Here is a 15,392-nt window from a genome sequence, read left to right on the forward strand (position 1 = left end):
CATGTGAGCAGAGTTCCCGCGTTGTCCGCGCAGGTGAGCGTGCGGTCAGCGAGGAGAGTTCACGGAGCGACCGGAGGTGCCACCAACGCCGGTGGTGCCGTCCGATTGTTCGTCAAGATTCGTCCAGTCAACCGGATGCCCGTGCAGCAGTCGCTCGAGACGGTTGAGGCTGGTCTGCCACTCGTCGCGTACCTTCGGGGCGAAGACTGGCTCGACCCCGGCATCGACCCGCAGCGTCAGTTCGGTGCTCGATCCCCGCAGTCCTCCCGGGATGCTCAGAAGCGTGCACTCGATGATCCCGCGATTATCCGTCTCGATCCGGAGGTGCCGAGGCGCCTCGAACTCGGCCACCGTGCCCGCTGTCGATTGTCGGGCATCGGCGCCGGGCCAGAGGATGTGGAAGCGGGGCGATTCGGTGGAAACTATCCGCACCTCGCCCAGCCACCCGGCGAGTAGATCCGGGTCGATGAGTGCATCCCAGACGATAATCGGCGGCAAATCGATCGTGCGCTCAAAGATCAGGTCGGCAACGGGCACGTGACAAACTTTACGCCGCGAGCCGTCCAATAGGCTGGTGCCATGACGACGAAGACGCCGAATCGGCCCGCGGCGCCGCCCAGCAGAACCAGGCCGCGACCCGTCGTGATCCTCGACATTGTGGTCGCGATAGCGTTCAGCCTCGTCGGCCTGATCTTCATGCTCGCATTGGCGAGTTTCTACGCCGACCAGTTCATCGTGCCGGCGTTCGGTATCCTCACAAAAATCCTTTCCGTGCTGTCCTGGTTCGCCGGCACGTCACTATTCATCCTCTTCGAGGTCCGCGGGCGTTACGCGTTTTACTGGCCACTGATTGGAATCGTCTCGATGTTCGCGTTTTACTATCTCGTGCTGTTCGTCGCATCGCGGACCACCGCATGAGCTTGTCGTATGCCTTAGCCGTGGATCTGGGCGGCACGAAGGTGGAGGCGGCCCTCGTCGATCCCGCCGGCGTGGTGCTCGCCAGCAGCCGGTTTCGAGCGCCCACCGGTGCGGATCGCGACTCCGACCAACTCGCCCTTTCCGTCGACGAAGTTGTCGCTCTCGCCGCCGCAGCTCTCCCGACCGGAGCGACCCTGGTGGGTGCCGGAATCGGTTCCGCGGGGCCCGTCAATGAGGTCGAGGGGCGGGTCTCTCCCCTCAATCTCGGGGTCTGGCGAGACTATCCGTTGCGCGACCAAGTGGCAGCCGCACTTCCCGACGTCCCCGTCGTTCTGCGCATGGACGGCATCTGCATCGCGCTCGCGGAACACTGGGTGGGCGCCGGTCGCGGCTATGACAACGTGATGGGCATGATCGTCTCCACCGGAATCGGGGGCGGCCTCGTGCTGCACGGCAATACCGTATCCGGACCCACCGGAAATGCCGGTCACATCGGCCATGTCGAGGTCGCGGGCTTTGACGATCCCTGCCTGTGTGGCGGAATCGGATGCGTCGAGGCCATCGCCTCCGGACCCAAGACTGTGGCGTGGGCGCGCCGTCAGGGCTGGACGGGGACCACGGGAGAGGAGCTCGGAGCGAGTTTCCGCGCGGGAGATCCGATCGCCGCCGCGGCGATCGAGCGCTCCGGGCGCGCCATCGGACAGGTCATCGCCTCCGCGACATCCCTCGTCGACCTGGAGATCGTGGCGATCGGCGGCGGTTTCTCGCAGGTGACCCCGGTCTTGTTCGACCACATGCGCACCGCAATCGCCACGCGCTGGCAGTTCGGTTTCGTCACCAAGGTGAGGGTGGTGCCCTCCGGGCTATCGAGCGACGGACCGCTCATCGGCGCCGCAGCGCTCGTGCACCGCACCGAGGTTGTCAGCTGACCGGTCGCGAACGACGCTGATCACTCGCTTGGCGCCGAAGCCAGCGTTGGCGCTGCCCGCGAGCCAGCCAGCGGTGGATCCGGTCCGCTACGCGCGCGGCCCGATCGGGGTAGTACGTGCCGACACCCCGAGCAGTTCGCGCACCCTGGCCTCGTCGAGGGTCATCTGGGCGACCAACTCGCCAACGCTCGCAAACTTCTCCATGCCGCGGATGTATTCCACGAAGGCGATCTCCATGGTCTTACCGTAAAGATCGAGGTCTTCGTCGAGCAGGTGGGCCTCGATCTGCTTGTCGGGCACCCCGACGAAGGTGGGGTTGTTGCCGATCGACACTGCTGCGGGAATGGTGCGACCGTCGACGGTCGCATAGGCGGCGTAGACCCCGTCGGCTGGCACGAATCCCTCGACTGCGCGGGCGAGGTTGGCAGTGGGATACCCGAGCTCACGGCCACGGCGCTCCCCGTGCACCACAATCCCGCGCACGCTTGCCTGGCGTTCTAGGAGGGTCGCCGCTTCGGCGACACGCCCCTCGGCCAACAGGTCACGGATCCAGGTGGAGGAGATCACCCGGTCACCGAGCGGACGGACGGCCTCGATCATCCGCACCTCGAAGCCGTGCAGGTGACCGAGGCGTTTGAGCAACTCGACAGTGCCGAGTCCGCGATGGCCGAACCGGAAGTCGGGTCCGACGAACACGAGCTTTGCGTGAAGGGCCGCCACGAGCACATCCGTCACGAAGTCTTCCGGCTCTTTGAGGCTGAAGTCATACGTGAACTCGATCATCACGAGGGCATCGATACCGGTCGTCTCAAGCACGGCGCGCTTCTGGTCGTTGCTCGTCAGGCTCTCCGGGTGCGAGCCCGGGCTCAGAAGGGCGAGCGGATGCCGGTCGAAGGTGAGCACCGTCGACACGAGCCCGGCCGCCGCGGCCTCCTGGCGCAGCCGGGCGATGACGCTGCGATGCCCGGAGTGAACCCCGTCGAACTTTCCTATCGTGACGGCAGAAGGACCGAAGCCGGCAGGCACGTCACCGAGGGAGGGGTAGAACTTCATGCCGACCCGTCCGTCGGGATCGATGCGGGACGCCGCGCACGCAGGTAGAGCAGCCCGAGCACCGGAAGCACGAGCGGGATGAGCAGGTAGCCGAGACCGTAGGCCGACCAGACGGTCGCCTCCCGTCCGAACGGATTGATGCTGTGGAGTCCGAGCAGGCCAGGGGAGACGAGGCTGATAGTACCAACGACGAGCACGCCGACGAGCTCGAATCCGATTGTGAGCCGCGCCACGCGATACCAGGGTGCTCCCGGAGCAACGAGGGCGATCGTGGCGACGATGTAGACGACCGCGGACAGCGCGGAGAGCGAGAATGCGAGCGGCGCTTCGGCGAACCGGTCGATGATCTGAAACACCGAACGCCCGGTGGCGGCGAGGGCGAGAATGCCGTAGACGGCCACGAGGACCCGTCCAATTCCGAGGGATCTGGCCCGCGCCGGGCGGGGAGAAGTTTTGGCAGCCATCACCTCAAGATTAGGCCACTTGGAAGACCCAGATCTGATACATGCGGTAGACCATCACCGCGACGGCGAGACAGACCACACCGAGCACGACCGTCGCCCACCGATTTCGCTCAAGGAGGGCCCAGAATCCGGCAAGCGGGGGGAGGAGGAGCGCCGACACGAGATAGATGTAGAACTCCGGCAGGCTGCCGCGAGGTGGATTTCCCACGAAGGGTGCCACGATCGCTACGACCAGCTGGGCGACAAGCAGAAGCTCGACGAGCAGTGTCGCCCCGAGCGAATAATCGTTGGGCTGGCGACCGAGAAGGCCGAGCACGAGGCAGAACAGCCCCGCAATGAGTGCGACTCCGACCTGCAGCCAGGTGAACCACTCGATCACTCTCCCACCTCCGGCTCGGTGAGTACGTCGGGCGCGAAGTTGACTATCGGCTTGCCGATTCCCGCGGTGAACTCCAGCAGGCCAACCAGGCGACCGTCGGGTGCGATCGCGGCCACAGGTCCCGGGAGGCCCTCGGGGCGCTCGGCGACGAGACGTTTACCGTGCCCCAGGTCTACGGCCTGCTCGGCGTCGAGGGCGAACACCGGGAACAGTGCGGCCGCGATGGCGGCCGGCGCAATCAGGGCGGCGGCGACGTCGAGAGACTCGAGGTCCGCGGCATCCGCGACGCTGAATGGCCCGATCATGCTGCGCCGCAGCGCCGTGAGGTGGCCACCCACGCCGAGCGCAGCGCCGAGATCGCGCGCAATCGCCCGGATGTAGGTACCGGAGCTGCAGCGCACCCGCACATCGAGATCGTAAAAGTGGGCCTCACGCCTCGACCCGAGGACCTCGAGCGCGGAGACCGTCACGGATCGGGCAGCGAGTTCGACGATCTCCCCTTCGCGCGCGAGCGTGTAGGCCCGTTTACCGTCGACACGGATCGCGCTCACACTGCTTGGGACCTGCCTGATTGCGCCGGTGAGAGGAACGAGAGCGGCGGAAACTGCGGCCGCGGTGAGTGCGTCCACCCGTCCGGGCTCGGCAACCTCGATCGGCTCGCCGTCGGCGTCGTCGGTGTTCGTGGCAGATCCGAGCCGGATGGTGGCGAAATACTCCTTGTCGAGTCCGACCAGGGAGGTGAGTAGCCGGGTCGAGTTGTTGATGCCGAGCACGAGTAGGCCTGTCGCCATCGGGTCGAGTGTGCCGGCGTGCCCCACTTTGCGGGTGCCAGCGCGTTTACGGGTGCGCGCGACCACATCGTGACTGGTGATTCCGGCCGGCTTGTCGATGAGCAGGATGCCGCTGCGGCCGTGCGCTTCGCTCACGCTTCGGTCTCCCTCTTCAGCTCACGCTCGGGTCCGGTGAGGCTGCGCAGCAAGTCGAGCTTCGCCGGGAAAGCCGCCGTGAGGAGCTCCGCTGCGTTCGGATCGCGGTCACCGTCATCCGTCATCCGCAGCCCCATCATCGTAGTGATCAGCATGCCACCCGCGAGGAGGTTCTGCGATTCGAGCACGGTGAGGCCGCCTTCCTTGCGGAGAAAGCGATACGCGCGGAGAAGAACCCAGCGTCACCGGCGAGCGCCGCGCGGAACGCCGCACGCACTGGATCAAGCGCCCCCGATGCCCCCGGTAATCCACACTGGCATCGCTCGCTATGATCGCCAGATGAGGGTAGCGGTGATCGGTGCAGGGGCAATCGGCGGAACGATCGCCGCTCTTCTTGCGCGAGCCGGCCACGAGGTGCAGGTTGTCGCGCGCGGGGAGCAACTGACTGCCCTTCTGGGCACTGGCCTTCAGCTCGTCGGCGGCTGGGGAGACTTCACCGTGCAGGTTGACGCGGTCAAGAGCCTCACCGTCTCCCCCGACATCGCCTTCCTCACCACAAAGGCCCAGGATGCCAGGGGCGCCCTCCGCGCAAACGCCGAGTTCCTCGTCGGAATCCCTGTCGTCGTCGTGCAGAACGGCTTGGAGGGGATCAACTCTGCCCGGCAGGCGGCACCCCGATCGGACATCGTCGGCGCGCTGGCCCTCTACGCCGCTTCGTATCTCTCCCCCGGCATCATCACCGTCACGACGACCGGTCCGACCTTCCTTGGCGGCTCGGTGCTTCCGGCCCTCTACGCCTCGAAAATCCTCGGGGCGATAATGCCCGTTGAGCTCACCGACAACTTCGAGGGCGCCCAGTGGACGAAGCTCATCGTCAACCACGTCAACGGTCTTTCCGCCGCCACCGGCCTCAGCGTGCAGGAGGTGATCGGTGATCGACAACTGCGCGCCATCATGACCGAGACCATGCGCGAAGCCGTGCGAGTGGCGCGGGCGAGTGGCATCGAGTTCGCGCCCCTGCAGGGGCTCTCCCCCCGCACACTGTCCGCACTCGTTCGCCTGCCTGCCTCGGTCGGGCAACTACTTCCCCTGCGGATGAGGCGGCGGATGGGATCTCGGCCCAATCCAGGATCGACGCTCCAGAGCATTCGTCGCGGCCAGCCGACCGAGATCGACTATCTCAACGGTGCCGTCGTGCAGCGCGGTGCGGCGGTGGGAGTGCCGACTCCGGTGAGCGCGGAACTCGTGGACCTGGTGCACGAGGTTGAGCGGAGCGGCGAGTTCATCCCCACCGCCACGGTGATCGAGCGCATGCGTCAGCCGCTCGGTCGCTAGCCAGATAACGATAAGCGGGAATCAGCTCAGCAGGAGTCGGCGAATATGCGCCGCGGATGATCGAAGTCGCTGTTGTCGATGATGCTCGAGGCCGCGGTGCGCGGGTTCACCTCGGACAGGTAGAGATCCTGCCCGCCCCGATAACGCTCGGGGTTCCCCGTGGGGCCGTCACGGTCGAGCATCCGCTTTTCGGCAATTTCTCGCGTCACATCGAGCCACACGGAGTAGTTCCACAACCCGGCGAGCTCCGGACGGTTGAGGAAGATACCGTCGAGCACAAGCATCGCGTCCTTCGGCCCGGTGCGCCACTTCGACTGCACGGGAAGGTCGCGCACGTGGTCGAACGCTGCGGTCACGAACGCGGTGCTCCCGCCCATACGGAACGGCTCGAGAAGAACGCGCCGAAAAGTGGAGTAGTCGAAGGAGTCCCGGTAATAGCCGTCCGACGACTCGGCTCCGCGTGCATGACGTTCGGCCTGGGAGCGATGGAAGTCATCCATGGATGCCCGAAAGACCGAGCGTCCGGTCGCGGTGAGAGCGACGGCGAGATCGTCGGCGAAGTGGGTCTTGCCCGCCCCATCCATCCCGTCGATCGCGACGACGACGCGGCCGCCCGCATAGAGTGCGACGATCTCGGCGGCGAGTGCGTCAAGTGCGTCCTTTTTTTCGGGCTGCCATCTGGCCATACGCTAACCCTACGCTGCGGTATTCCCCGGGAGCTGAGGTTCGTAGAGTGGACGGGTGAGTATCGCGAGCGCCGTCGCCGAATGGTTCGTGGCCAACAGTCGTGACCTGCCCTGGCGGCGTGCGGGATTCAGCGCGTGGGGCACCCTGGTGAGCGAGATCATGCTGCAGCAGACGCCGGTCAGCCGGGTGATCCCCCGTCTCGAGGAGTGGCTGCGGCGATGGCCAGATCCTGCGGCCCTCGCCGCCGTGCCATCGGGAGAAGCGGTGCGCGCCTGGGACCGACTCGGCTACCCCCGACGCGCGCTCTACCTTCACGCTGCAGCCGTCGCCATCGTGGAGCGACACGGCGGGGTCGTGCCTCGCGATGTTTCCGAACTGCTCGCCCTGCCCGGCATCGGTGACTACACCGCGCGCGCGGTGGCGGTGTTCGCCTATGGTGACCGGCATCCGGTGGTCGATACCAATGTTCGACGGGTGATCGCTCGCGCGATCGACGGCGACGCCGAGGCGGGGCCGCCCTCGGTGCGACGTGATCTGGCAGCCATGGACACCCTGCTGCCGGCCGACCTCGAGGGGGCGCGGCTCTTCAATGCCGGCGCGATGGAGCTGGGGGCCATCGTCTGCACGGCCCGCTCCCCGCGCTGCAACGAGTGTCCGCTCGCGGCCGTCTGCGTATGGCGAGCCGCCGGCTACCCACCCTATTTGGGGCTGCGCAAGCCGATACAGAAGAAGTTCGACGGCTCGGATCGACAGGTGCGCGGCCTTCTCTTGGCCGAGCTGCGGGCCTCGGATGTTCCGGTGCAGGCATCGGAGCTCGACCTGCTGTGGGCGGATGACTCACAACGCTCCCGGTGTCTCGCCGGCCTGCTCGCCGACGGGCTGGTCGTCGGGTCGGCCGAAACCGGTTACGAATTGCCCAGCTGACCCGCCCTTCACAATGTCCGCGCACAGGCGGACACTGGAGGCGTGCCAGAGCTGCCCGAAGTCCATGCCCTCGTGACCGATCTCGACTCCCGCCTCGGTGGTCGCATCATCGCCTCACTCGACATCGTGTCGTTCGCGGCACTGAAGACCTTCGATCCGCAGCCTTCCGCTCTCACCGCGGCGACGATCGATGGCGTGTCGCGGCAGGGGAAATTCCTCGACATCACCTGTTCCACTGCGGCCGCTGGCGTTCTTCACGTGATCATCCACCTTGCCCGCGCGGGTTGGATCCGCTGGCGCGACGGCCCACCTCCGCCGCCGAGCCGACTCGGTGGTGGTCCGCTGGCGGCGCGGCTCGTGTTGGACGATGGATCGGGCCTCGACATCACAGAGGCTGGGTCGAAAAAAAGTCTCGCACTCTACGTCGTGACCGACCCCGCGCTCGTGCCGGGTATCGCGCGGCTCGGGCCGGATCCCCTGCAACCGCAGTTCACCGAAGAGGTCTTCGCGGCAATCCTCGCGCGCTCCAGGCGAGCGCAGGTCAAGGGCGTGCTTCGCAACCAGTCGAACATCGCGGGAATCGGCAATGCGTACTCCGACGAAATTCTGCATACCGCGAAGATGTCGCCGTTCAAACCGGCGGCGATGACAGCCGATGAGACCGCTCGCCTCTACGCCGCTGTGCAGTCGACGCTGCGGGGGGCGATTTCGCGCTCGGGTGGACTCACGGCATCTCAGTTGAAGCGCGAGAAGAAATCCGGGCTGCAGGTACACGGACGCACGGGAGAAGCCTGCCCGGTCTGCGGCGACATCATCCGAGAGGTGATCTTCGCCGATTCGACCCTGCAGTACTGTCCGACCTGCCAGACCGGTGGCAAGAAACTCGCCGACCGAGTGCTGTCACGACTGCTGAAATAGCATCCGCTCCGGCTCCTGCCCTCCCTTGATATCCGGCGTGCTTCACCGGGGCGTGCACGCATACCCGCGCACACTGCCGGAAGGCGCTAGTCCTCGTCGTCGGCGATAACCCGCGGCTTCACATAGGGATCTTCGTCGCCCGCATACTTTGCCGTGCTTCGCAGGCCGCCGATCTCGCTGTCGCGGCTGGCCGCCTCGGCAAGGAGCGCCTCGATGTGCTTGGCGTTCTCTGGCACGGCGTCGGCGATGAACTCGAGCGACGGCGTGAGCCGTGCGGTGATGTTCTTGCCGACCTCGCTGCGCAGCATGCCGGTCGCCGACTTGAGAGCCACCGCGGAATTCGTGCGTTCCTCATCGGAGCCGTAGACGGTGTAGAAGATCGAGGCGTGCTGCAGGTCGCCGGTCACCTTCACGTCGGTGATCGTCACGAATCCCAGCCGCGGGTCTTTGAGCCCGCGCTCGAGAGTCTTCGCGATGATCACCTTGATGCGGTCCGCCATCTTGGCGGCGCGAGCCGGATCGGCCATAATTTTTTCCTTTTTTCGTGCCTCACGGCTCGAGGCGCCCGGAGGAGGCGACCAGCTAAAGAGGCTTGCGTAGCTCCGCCTCTGTGCTGGTTGCCTCCTCCGGAGGCCGTCGTCGAACTTAGACGCGGACCTTTTCCTTCATTTCAATCGTTTCGATCTCGTCACCCATCTGGATGTCGTTGAACTTACCAAGACCGATACCAGCCTCGAAGTCCGTGCGCACCTCGGTGACGTCGTCCTTGAACCGACGCAGCGACTCGATGGCCAGGTTGTCCCCGACCACAACACCGTCGCGGATGACCCTGGCCTTCGCATTGCGAGTGATGGTTCCACTGCGCACGATGACACCGGCAACGTTTCCGAACTTGGAGGAACGGAAGATCTCGCGGATCTCGGCGACGCCGGATTGCACCTCTTCGAACTCGGGCTTGAGCATTCCCTTGAGAGCATTCTCCACGTCCTCGAGGGCAGCGTAGATGACCGAGTAGAAACGCACATCCACACCCTCACGAGCCGAACGCTCGCGCGCCTTCGTGTCGGGACGAACATTGAATCCGATGATGATCGCGTTGTCGATTGTCGCGAGGTTGACATCGCTCTCGGTGATCGCACCAACGCCGCGGTGGATGATACGCAACTGCACACTGTCGTCCACCTCGATCTTGAGCAACGATTCCTCGAGTGCCTCGACGGCACCGGAGACGTCACCCTTGATGATGAGGTTGAGCGACTCGACCTTGCCGTCTTCGAGGGCCTTGGTGAAGTCCTCGAGGCTGATGCGCTTGCGGCTGCGGGCGAGCAGAGCATTGCGCTCTGCTGCTTCGCGCTTTTCGGCGATCTGGCGGGCGGTGCGGTCATCGTCGGTGACGAGGAAGGTGTCACCGGCGCGGGGAACGGACGTGAGTCCGAGCACCGAGACCGGGCGGGCGGGCGTGGCGAATTCGACTGCCGTGCCGTTCTCATCGAACATCGCACGAACACGTCCGTAGGCGGTCCCGGCGACGATCGCATCTCCGACCTCGAGAGTTCCCGACTGGATGAGCACGGTCGCGACCGCACCACGTCCCTTGTCGAGCTTGGCCTCGATGGCGATACCGCGTGCGTCCTTGTTGGGGTTTGCGCGCATGTCGAGTCCGGCATCCGCCGTGAGAAGCACTGCCTCGAGAAGTTCGGGGATACCGATCTTGTTGAGAGCAGAGACGTCGATGAACATCGTGTCCCCGCCGTACTCCTCGGCAACGAGACCGAACTCGGTGAGCTGCTGGCGCACCTTGGCGGGGTTTGCCCCCTCCTTGTCGATCTTGTTCACCGCGACCACGATCGGCACTCCGGCTGACTGCGCGTGGTTGAGCGCCTCAATCGTTTGCGGCATGATTCCGTCATCCGCCGCAACAACGAGGATGGCGATATCGGTAACCTGCGCACCTCGGGCGCGCATGGCGGTGAACGCCTCGTGACCAGGGGTATCGATGAAGGTGATGGCGCGTTCGATGCCCTCGTGCTCGGTGAGCACCTGGTAGGCACCGATGTGCTGGGTGATTCCACCCGCTTCCCCGGCGACGACGTTGGCGTTGCGGATCGCGTCGAGAAGGCGCGTCTTTCCGTGGTCGACGTGACCCATGACGGTGACAACGGGAGGGCGGGCCTCGAGGTCGTCGTCGGTCTCGTCGTCCAGTTCCTGGTCGAGGTCGATGTCGAAGCCGCTAAGCAGTTCGCGGTCCTCATCCTCGGGCGAGACCATCTCGATCTTGAAGCCGAGCTCCTCGCCGAGAATATCGAAGGTCGCCTCATCGAGGGACTCGGTCGCGGTGGCCATCTGCCCCAGGTGGAACAGCACGGTCACCAGGTTTCCGGGACTCGTGTCGATCTTGTCGGCGAAGTCGGTGATGGAGGCGCCTCGACGCAGGCGGATGGATGTCTTGCCATCGCCGCGGGGAACGCTGACGCCACCGAGCGATGGGGCTTCGCGAAGTTCGAATTCTGCCCTCTTCGTGCGCTTCGACTTGCGGGCCTTGCTCTTGCCGCCACCGCGACCGAAAGCACCAGCGGTACCACCGCCGGGTCCACGACCGCGACCGCCACCGCCCGCGGGGCGATTCGGACCGAAGTTCGAGCCGGGAGCTCCCGCCGGAGCACCACCCGGACGGAATCCACCGGCACCGGCGGGACGTGCCCCGCCGGCTCCACCGGGACGGAAGCCTCCGGCTCCGGCCGGACGCTGTCCGAATCCACCGGGACGCTGCGCTGCCTGGCCAGGTCCTCCGGGGCGCGGAGCTCCCGGACGGGGTGCAGACGGGCGCGGGATGCCGGTCGGCGAGGCCGCCGGGCGGGTGTTCATGCCCTGCGTCGACGCGTACGGGTTATTGCCAGGGCGGGGAGCGCCGGGACGCTGCATACCCTGGGTGCTCGCGAAGGGGTTGTTCCCGGGGCGTGCGCTACCGGGGCGCGGGATGCTGGATCCCTCGGCCGCCGGAGCGGCTGGCGCTGCAGGAGCCGCGGGGGTCTCGACGACCGGCGCGGTGGGAGCCGCCGGGGCAGGAGCCGGAGCAACGGGGGTCTCGGCGACGGGGGCGGGGCGGGGCGGGGCGGCCGGGGCTGCTGGCTTCTCGGGCGCCTGAATGCCATCGGCTGCGAGGGCTGCACGCAGCTTGCGGGCAACCGGAGGTTCGATGCTGGAGGACGGTCCCTTGACGAACTCGCCCATTTCCTTGAGTTTCTCAAGGGCTTTCTTGCTGTCAATGCCGAGTTCTGCTGCGATCTCATGCACGCGTGGTTTTGCCACAGTGTTCTCCTTGTCGGGCCGACTCCCGATCAGGAGAAGGCCTTAATTGTGGACGGGTCTCATTTCGAGCCGCTCATTAGTTGTCCATTGGTCAATCAGCCTGTTCGTTAGGGCGTTCCGGATGGAACGCCGACTGTGTCGTGCGGTGTTAGTACCGTCAGAAGCCCTGCTGTTCCCAGTGCACCATCCGCTCGAAGAGCACGGGCGACCGCCTTGCGAGCGATCGCCGTTTCAACACAGCGGGTTGTCGGATGCACCCAGGCGCCCCGGCCGGGAAGTATTGCGGAAACATCCACAACAGCTTCGCCATCACGAGCAACTACCCTCACGAGGAAGGATCTGTCAGCACGTTCGCGGCAGCCGAGACAGGTTCTAACGGGATTCATCTTATCCCCTTCCGCAACAGCACGCCGCGGCATCCGCCTCCCAACGCCCCGACCGGAGTCAGTCCTGGTCGAGGATCGAGTCGGGCTGGATGTCGATGCGCGCGCCAGTGAGCTTGGCCGCGAGTCGGGCATTCTGGCCCTCCTTGCCGATGGCGAGCGACAGCTGGTAGTCCGGCACGAGGGCGCGCACGGCTTTGGTGGACGCGTCGATCACGTAGGACGAAGTGACCTTCGCGGGCGAGAGTGCGTTACCAACGAAGGTAGCGAGGTCCGCGTTGTAGTCGACTATGTCGATCTTCTCGTTGTTGAGCTCGGCGGTGACGGCACGCACACGCTGCCCCATTTCACCAATGCAGGCACCCTTAGCGTTGACGCCCGGCTCGTTTGCCCGCACCGCGATCTTGGTGCGATGGCCGGCCTCGCGGGCGAGTGAGACGATCTCCACGACACCGCTCGCGATCTCGGGCACCTCGAGGGCGAATAGCTTGCGCACAAGGGAGGGATGCGTGCGCGAGACCGTAATCTGCGGACCCTTCATCCCCCTGCTCACGCTCGTGACGTAGACGCGGATACGGGAGCCGTGGGCGTAGACCTCGCCGGGCACCTGCTCTTCCGGCGGAAGAATGGCCTCGATTACGCCGAGGTCCACGTGGATCATTCGTGGATTCGGACCCTGCTGGATCACCCCGGCAATGATGTCGCCCTCGCGGCCCTTGAACTCACCCAGCACCTTGTCGTCGCCGATGTCCCGCAGGCGCTGGTTGATGACCTGCTTCGCGGCGAAGGCGCCGATGCGGCCGAAGTCCTCCGGCACGTCCTCCGCCTCACCGATCACTTCGCCCTCGTCGTTCAACTCTGGCACGAAGATACTCACGTGTCCCGACTTGCGGTCAAGCGTTACCCGCGCATGAGCGTTGCCGTCCTTGGCTTCTGGCGTCTCGGTGTGCTTGAGGTAGGCCGTAAGGATGGCCTGCTCGATGATCACCACGAGTTCGTCGAACGGAATTTCGCGCTCACGCTCCATGAGGCGCAGCACGCTCAGGTCGATGTCCACTGAGGGCCTCCACTATTTTCGGTTGTCATGTCGTGCACTGCAGTCGCGCGCACGAAGTCTGCTTCTAAGCTAGCAGGGTGAGGCGCGTCGCCCCGGCCTCGGGTCATCTCTCGTTTGGCTGCGCTTCGACCGGGCAGAATTGGCGCCACGGCGAGTCGGGATGCGCCATTTTCACCCGCTGGCGAGCTGAAAGCCGAGCCGGAGGCCGGGCTCAAAGGTCACGTAGGAGGCAGGGCAGGAGCCCAGCCTGTGCCCGTTCAGTCCAGCGCGGCCACTGCCTCGACGACGTCGGCCAGGGCGACCGGTGTCTTCACGCCCGTGCGGCGGTCCCAGAGCTCGACCATCCCGTCGGCAAATCCCTTACCGACGATCACGATGAGCGGAACACCGATGAGCTCGGCATCGCCGAACTTGACTCCGGGCGAGACCTTCGGCCGCTCGTCGACCAGCACGTCGTAGCCCCGTTTTTCGAAGTCGTTGGCAAGCGAGACGGCAGCATCCAGCACCTCGATCTCCTTGGTGGCCGCCACGATGTGAAGGTCGAACGGCGCGACATTGCGAGGCCAGATGAGGCCCCGATCGTCGTTGTTCGCCTCCGCGATGACCGCGAGGATTCGGGTGACGCCGATGCCGTACGATCCCATCGTGACGGTGACGAGCTTCCCGTTCTCGTCGAGAACCTTGAGACCGAGCGCCTCGGAAAAGAAGCGGCCAAGCTGGAAGACGTGCCCCAATTCCATTCCACGGGCGAGCTCGACCGGGCCGGAGCCGTCTGGTGCCGGCTCCCCCGCTTGAACTTCGGCAACCTCGATCGTTCCGTCCGAGACGAAGTCGCGGCCGGCGACGAGGCCGAACACGTGCCTCCCGTTCTCGTTGGCACCGGTGATCCAGACTGAGCCCTCAGAAATACGCGGATCGGTGAGAAAGCGGATGCCGGTTGTCGAAACAGGCGGGGCGTCCGCGGCCGCAGCTTCTGCTGCAGCACGCTCCTTCTTCGTGAGTAGCGGATCGATTTCCTGGCCGGCACCGAGCGCCGCACCACCCGGAGTCCATGGGCCGATATAGCCCTTCACGAGTCCCGGATGGCGCGCGAAGTCGTCCTCGTTCGCTGCTTCGACGTCTGCCGGGGCGAATGCTGCCTCTGCGCGCTTGAGGTCGACATCGCGGTCGCCGGGAAGTCCAACGACGACCAGCTCGCGGGATCCGTCTGGATTGACCAGGGCGAGCACGACGTTCTTGAGAGTGTCGGCGGGAGTCCACGGCCGGCCAGCCGCGCGGGGATGATCTCGGTTCGCCACGTCGACGAGGGTCTGGATAGTCGGCGTGTCGGGAGTATCGAAGACCTCGGGCGTGGGAAGTCCGTCGAAGGAAATCGCCTCGGGAACGAGAGTCTCGAACGCTTCAACATTGGCCGCGTATCCGCCGGCAGAGCGTACGAAAGTATCTTCACCGATCGGTGTCGGGTGCAGGAATTCTTCGCTGCGTGCGCCGCCCATGAGCCCGCTGTCTGCCTTGACGATCACATAGTCGAGGCTCAGTCGCGTAAAAATGCGCTCGTAGGCATCGCGCTGCTTTTGGTACGACAGGTCGAGACCGGCATCGGTGTAATCGAACGAGTAGGCGTCTTTCATCGTGAATTCGCGACCGCGGAGCAGCCCGGCGCGAGGACGAGCCTCATCCCGGTACTTGTCCTGGATTTGGTAGATCGCGAGAGGAAGTTCTTTGTATGACGAATAGAGATCTTTCACTAGCAGGGTAAAGACCTCTTCGTGCGTCGGAGCAAGAAGATAATCCGCCCCCTTTCGGTCCTTAAGCCGGAAGATTCCGTCGCCGTACTTTTCCCAGCGACCGCTGAGTTCGTAGGCTTCGCGCGGCAGCAGCGCGGGGAAGTGCACCTCCTGGGCGCCAATGCCCTCCATCTCTTCACGGATGATCGACTCGATGCGGCGCTTAACCTTCAGGCCGAGCGGCAGCCAGGCGAAGATACCTGGGCCCTGGCGGCGAATGTAGCCGGCACGCACGAGAAGACGGTGACTCGTCACCTCCGCATCGGAGGGATCTTCGCGAAGGGTTCGGACAAACAGCTGGGAGAGTCGAGTGGGCACGTAAA

General features: G+C 65.2%; 17 protein-coding genes. 5 read left to right on the top strand and 12 right to left on the bottom strand.

Annotated elements, in window-relative coordinates:
• Nucleotides 1–45 precede the first annotated feature (45 nt).
• Nucleotides 46–537 carry an SRPBCC family protein gene (locus RCH11_RS04240; protein WP_327055734.1) on the bottom strand — a complete coding sequence of 164 codons (492 nt, stop codon included), beginning with the start codon at nucleotides 535–537 and terminating at the stop codon, nucleotides 46–48.
• Between the two features lie 42 nt (nucleotides 538–579).
• On the opposite strand from RCH11_RS04240, the gene RCH11_RS04245 reads away from it, so the two are divergent.
• Both RCH11_RS04245 and RCH11_RS04250 read left to right on the top strand, forming a co-directional pair.
• Nucleotides 580–918, top strand: a complete 339-nt coding sequence (locus RCH11_RS04245) for a hypothetical protein (protein ID WP_327055735.1) — start codon at nucleotides 580–582, stop codon at nucleotides 916–918.
• The gene (locus RCH11_RS04250; protein WP_327055736.1) at nucleotides 915–1,847 is read left to right on the top strand and encodes an ROK family protein; all 933 of its coding nucleotides are present in this window, start codon (nucleotides 915–917) and stop codon (nucleotides 1,845–1,847) included. Before RCH11_RS04245 ends, RCH11_RS04250 begins: the two co-directional genes overlap by 4 nt.
• Nucleotides 1,848–1,934: 87 nt before the next feature.
• Here RCH11_RS04250 and RCH11_RS04255 read toward each other — a convergent pair whose 3' ends face one another.
• The 5 genes from RCH11_RS04255 to RCH11_RS04275 are packed head-to-tail and all read right to left on the bottom strand — an operon-like array spanning nucleotide 1,935 to nucleotide 4,857.
• The gene (locus RCH11_RS04255; RefSeq protein ID WP_327055737.1) at nucleotides 1,935–2,900 is read right to left on the bottom strand and encodes a bifunctional riboflavin kinase/FAD synthetase; all 966 of its coding nucleotides are present in this window, start codon (nucleotides 2,898–2,900) and stop codon (nucleotides 1,935–1,937) included.
• Nucleotides 2,897–3,364, bottom strand: coding sequence for a hypothetical protein (locus RCH11_RS04260; RefSeq protein ID WP_327055738.1), 468 nt, complete (start codon nucleotides 3,362–3,364; stop codon nucleotides 2,897–2,899). The genes RCH11_RS04255 and RCH11_RS04260 overlap by 4 nt, the downstream gene beginning before the upstream one ends.
• Nucleotides 3,365–3,374: 10 nt before the next feature.
• Nucleotides 3,375–3,743: a hypothetical protein gene (locus RCH11_RS04265; protein WP_327055739.1), complete on the bottom strand. Its 369-nt coding sequence runs from the start codon at nucleotides 3,741–3,743 to the stop codon at nucleotides 3,375–3,377.
• Nucleotides 3,740–4,669 (bottom strand): tRNA pseudouridine(55) synthase TruB, encoded by a 930-nt coding sequence (gene truB, locus RCH11_RS04270; RefSeq protein WP_327055740.1) that lies wholly within the window; start codon nucleotides 4,667–4,669, stop codon nucleotides 3,740–3,742. The genes RCH11_RS04265 and truB overlap by 4 nt, the downstream gene beginning before the upstream one ends.
• On the bottom strand, nucleotides 4,666–4,857 hold the full coding sequence (locus tag RCH11_RS04275; RefSeq protein ID WP_327055741.1) for a hypothetical protein: 192 nt from the start codon (nucleotides 4,855–4,857) through the stop codon (nucleotides 4,666–4,668). The genes truB and RCH11_RS04275 overlap by 4 nt, the downstream gene beginning before the upstream one ends.
• A 151-nt stretch (nucleotides 4,858–5,008) precedes the next feature.
• Here RCH11_RS04275 and RCH11_RS04280 point away from each other — a divergent pair, with 151 nt between their 5' ends.
• Nucleotides 5,009–6,004 (top strand): ketopantoate reductase family protein, encoded by a 996-nt coding sequence (locus tag RCH11_RS04280; RefSeq protein ID WP_327055742.1) that lies wholly within the window; start codon nucleotides 5,009–5,011, stop codon nucleotides 6,002–6,004.
• Nucleotides 6,005–6,030: 26 nt separating this feature from the next.
• Here the strand turns inward: RCH11_RS04280 and RCH11_RS04285 are convergent, their stop codons facing one another.
• On the bottom strand, nucleotides 6,031–6,690 hold the full coding sequence (locus tag RCH11_RS04285) for a uridine kinase (RefSeq protein ID WP_327055743.1): 660 nt from the start codon (nucleotides 6,688–6,690) through the stop codon (nucleotides 6,031–6,033).
• A 55-nt stretch (nucleotides 6,691–6,745) separates the two neighbouring features.
• Between RCH11_RS04285 and RCH11_RS04290 the strand changes: the two genes are divergently transcribed.
• Both RCH11_RS04290 and RCH11_RS04295 read left to right on the top strand, forming a co-directional pair.
• Nucleotides 6,746–7,615 carry an A/G-specific adenine glycosylase gene (locus RCH11_RS04290; RefSeq protein ID WP_327055744.1) on the top strand — a complete coding sequence of 290 codons (870 nt, stop codon included), beginning with the start codon at nucleotides 6,746–6,748 and terminating at the stop codon, nucleotides 7,613–7,615.
• A 42-nt stretch (nucleotides 7,616–7,657) separates the two neighbouring features.
• Complete coding sequence (locus RCH11_RS04295) at nucleotides 7,658–8,533, top strand: Fpg/Nei family DNA glycosylase (protein ID WP_327055745.1); 876 nt, start codon at nucleotides 7,658–7,660, stop codon at nucleotides 8,531–8,533.
• An 86-nt stretch (nucleotides 8,534–8,619) separates the two neighbouring features.
• Here RCH11_RS04295 and rbfA read toward each other — a convergent pair whose 3' ends face one another.
• The 5 genes from rbfA to RCH11_RS04320 all read right to left on the bottom strand — a co-directional run bounded on the left by rbfA (nucleotide 8,620) and on the right by RCH11_RS04320 (nucleotide 15,387).
• Nucleotides 8,620–9,060, bottom strand: a complete 441-nt coding sequence (rbfA, locus tag RCH11_RS04300) for a 30S ribosome-binding factor RbfA (protein ID WP_327055746.1) — start codon at nucleotides 9,058–9,060, stop codon at nucleotides 8,620–8,622.
• Nucleotides 9,061–9,178: 118 nt separating this feature from the next.
• Nucleotides 9,179–11,842, bottom strand: a complete 2,664-nt coding sequence (gene infB / locus RCH11_RS04305; protein WP_327055747.1) for a translation initiation factor IF-2 — start codon at nucleotides 11,840–11,842, stop codon at nucleotides 9,179–9,181.
• A 107-nt stretch (nucleotides 11,843–11,949) separates the two neighbouring features.
• Nucleotides 11,950–12,360 carry a YlxR family protein gene (locus RCH11_RS04310; protein ID WP_327055748.1) on the bottom strand — a complete coding sequence of 137 codons (411 nt, stop codon included), beginning with the start codon at nucleotides 12,358–12,360 and terminating at the stop codon, nucleotides 11,950–11,952.
• Nucleotides 12,287–13,282 (bottom strand): transcription termination factor NusA, encoded by a 996-nt coding sequence (gene nusA, locus RCH11_RS04315; protein ID WP_327055749.1) that lies wholly within the window; start codon nucleotides 13,280–13,282, stop codon nucleotides 12,287–12,289. The genes RCH11_RS04310 and nusA overlap by 74 nt, the downstream gene beginning before the upstream one ends.
• A gap of 257 nt (nucleotides 13,283–13,539) precedes the next feature.
• On the bottom strand, nucleotides 13,540–15,387 hold the full coding sequence (locus RCH11_RS04320; protein ID WP_327055750.1) for a proline--tRNA ligase: 1,848 nt from the start codon (nucleotides 15,385–15,387) through the stop codon (nucleotides 13,540–13,542).
• Between the last annotated feature and the right edge of the window lie 5 nt (nucleotides 15,388–15,392).

Source organism: Glaciihabitans sp. GrIS 2.15, assembly GCF_035984695.1.
GTDB lineage: Bacteria > Actinomycetota > Actinomycetes > Actinomycetales > Microbacteriaceae > Lacisediminihabitans.

Excerpts from the sequence above, each read along its gene's own strand:
- RCH11_RS04245 (WP_327055735.1), top strand. The coding sequence starts at position 580 with ATGACGACGAAGACGCCGAATCGGCCCGCGGCGCCGCCCAGCAGAACC.
- RCH11_RS04250 (WP_327055736.1), top strand. The coding sequence starts at position 915 with ATGAGCTTGTCGTATGCCTTAGCCGTGGATCTGGGCGGCACGAAGGTG.
- RCH11_RS04255 (WP_327055737.1), bottom strand. The coding sequence starts at position 2,900 with ATGAAGTTCTACCCCTCCCTCGGTGACGTGCCTGCCGGCTTCGGTCCT.
- RCH11_RS04260 (WP_327055738.1), bottom strand. The coding sequence starts at position 3,364 with ATGGCTGCCAAAACTTCTCCCCGCCCGGCGCGGGCCAGATCCCTCGGA.
- RCH11_RS04280 (WP_327055742.1), top strand. The coding sequence starts at position 5,009 with ATGAGGGTAGCGGTGATCGGTGCAGGGGCAATCGGCGGAACGATCGCC.
- RCH11_RS04285 (WP_327055743.1), bottom strand. The coding sequence starts at position 6,690 with ATGGCCAGATGGCAGCCCGAAAAAAAGGACGCACTTGACGCACTCGCC.
- rbfA (WP_327055746.1), bottom strand. The coding sequence starts at position 9,060 with ATGGCCGATCCGGCTCGCGCCGCCAAGATGGCGGACCGCATCAAGGTG.
- RCH11_RS04310 (WP_327055748.1), bottom strand. The coding sequence starts at position 12,360 with ATGCCCGACTCGCGGCCAAGCTCACTGGCGCGCGCATCGACATCCAGC.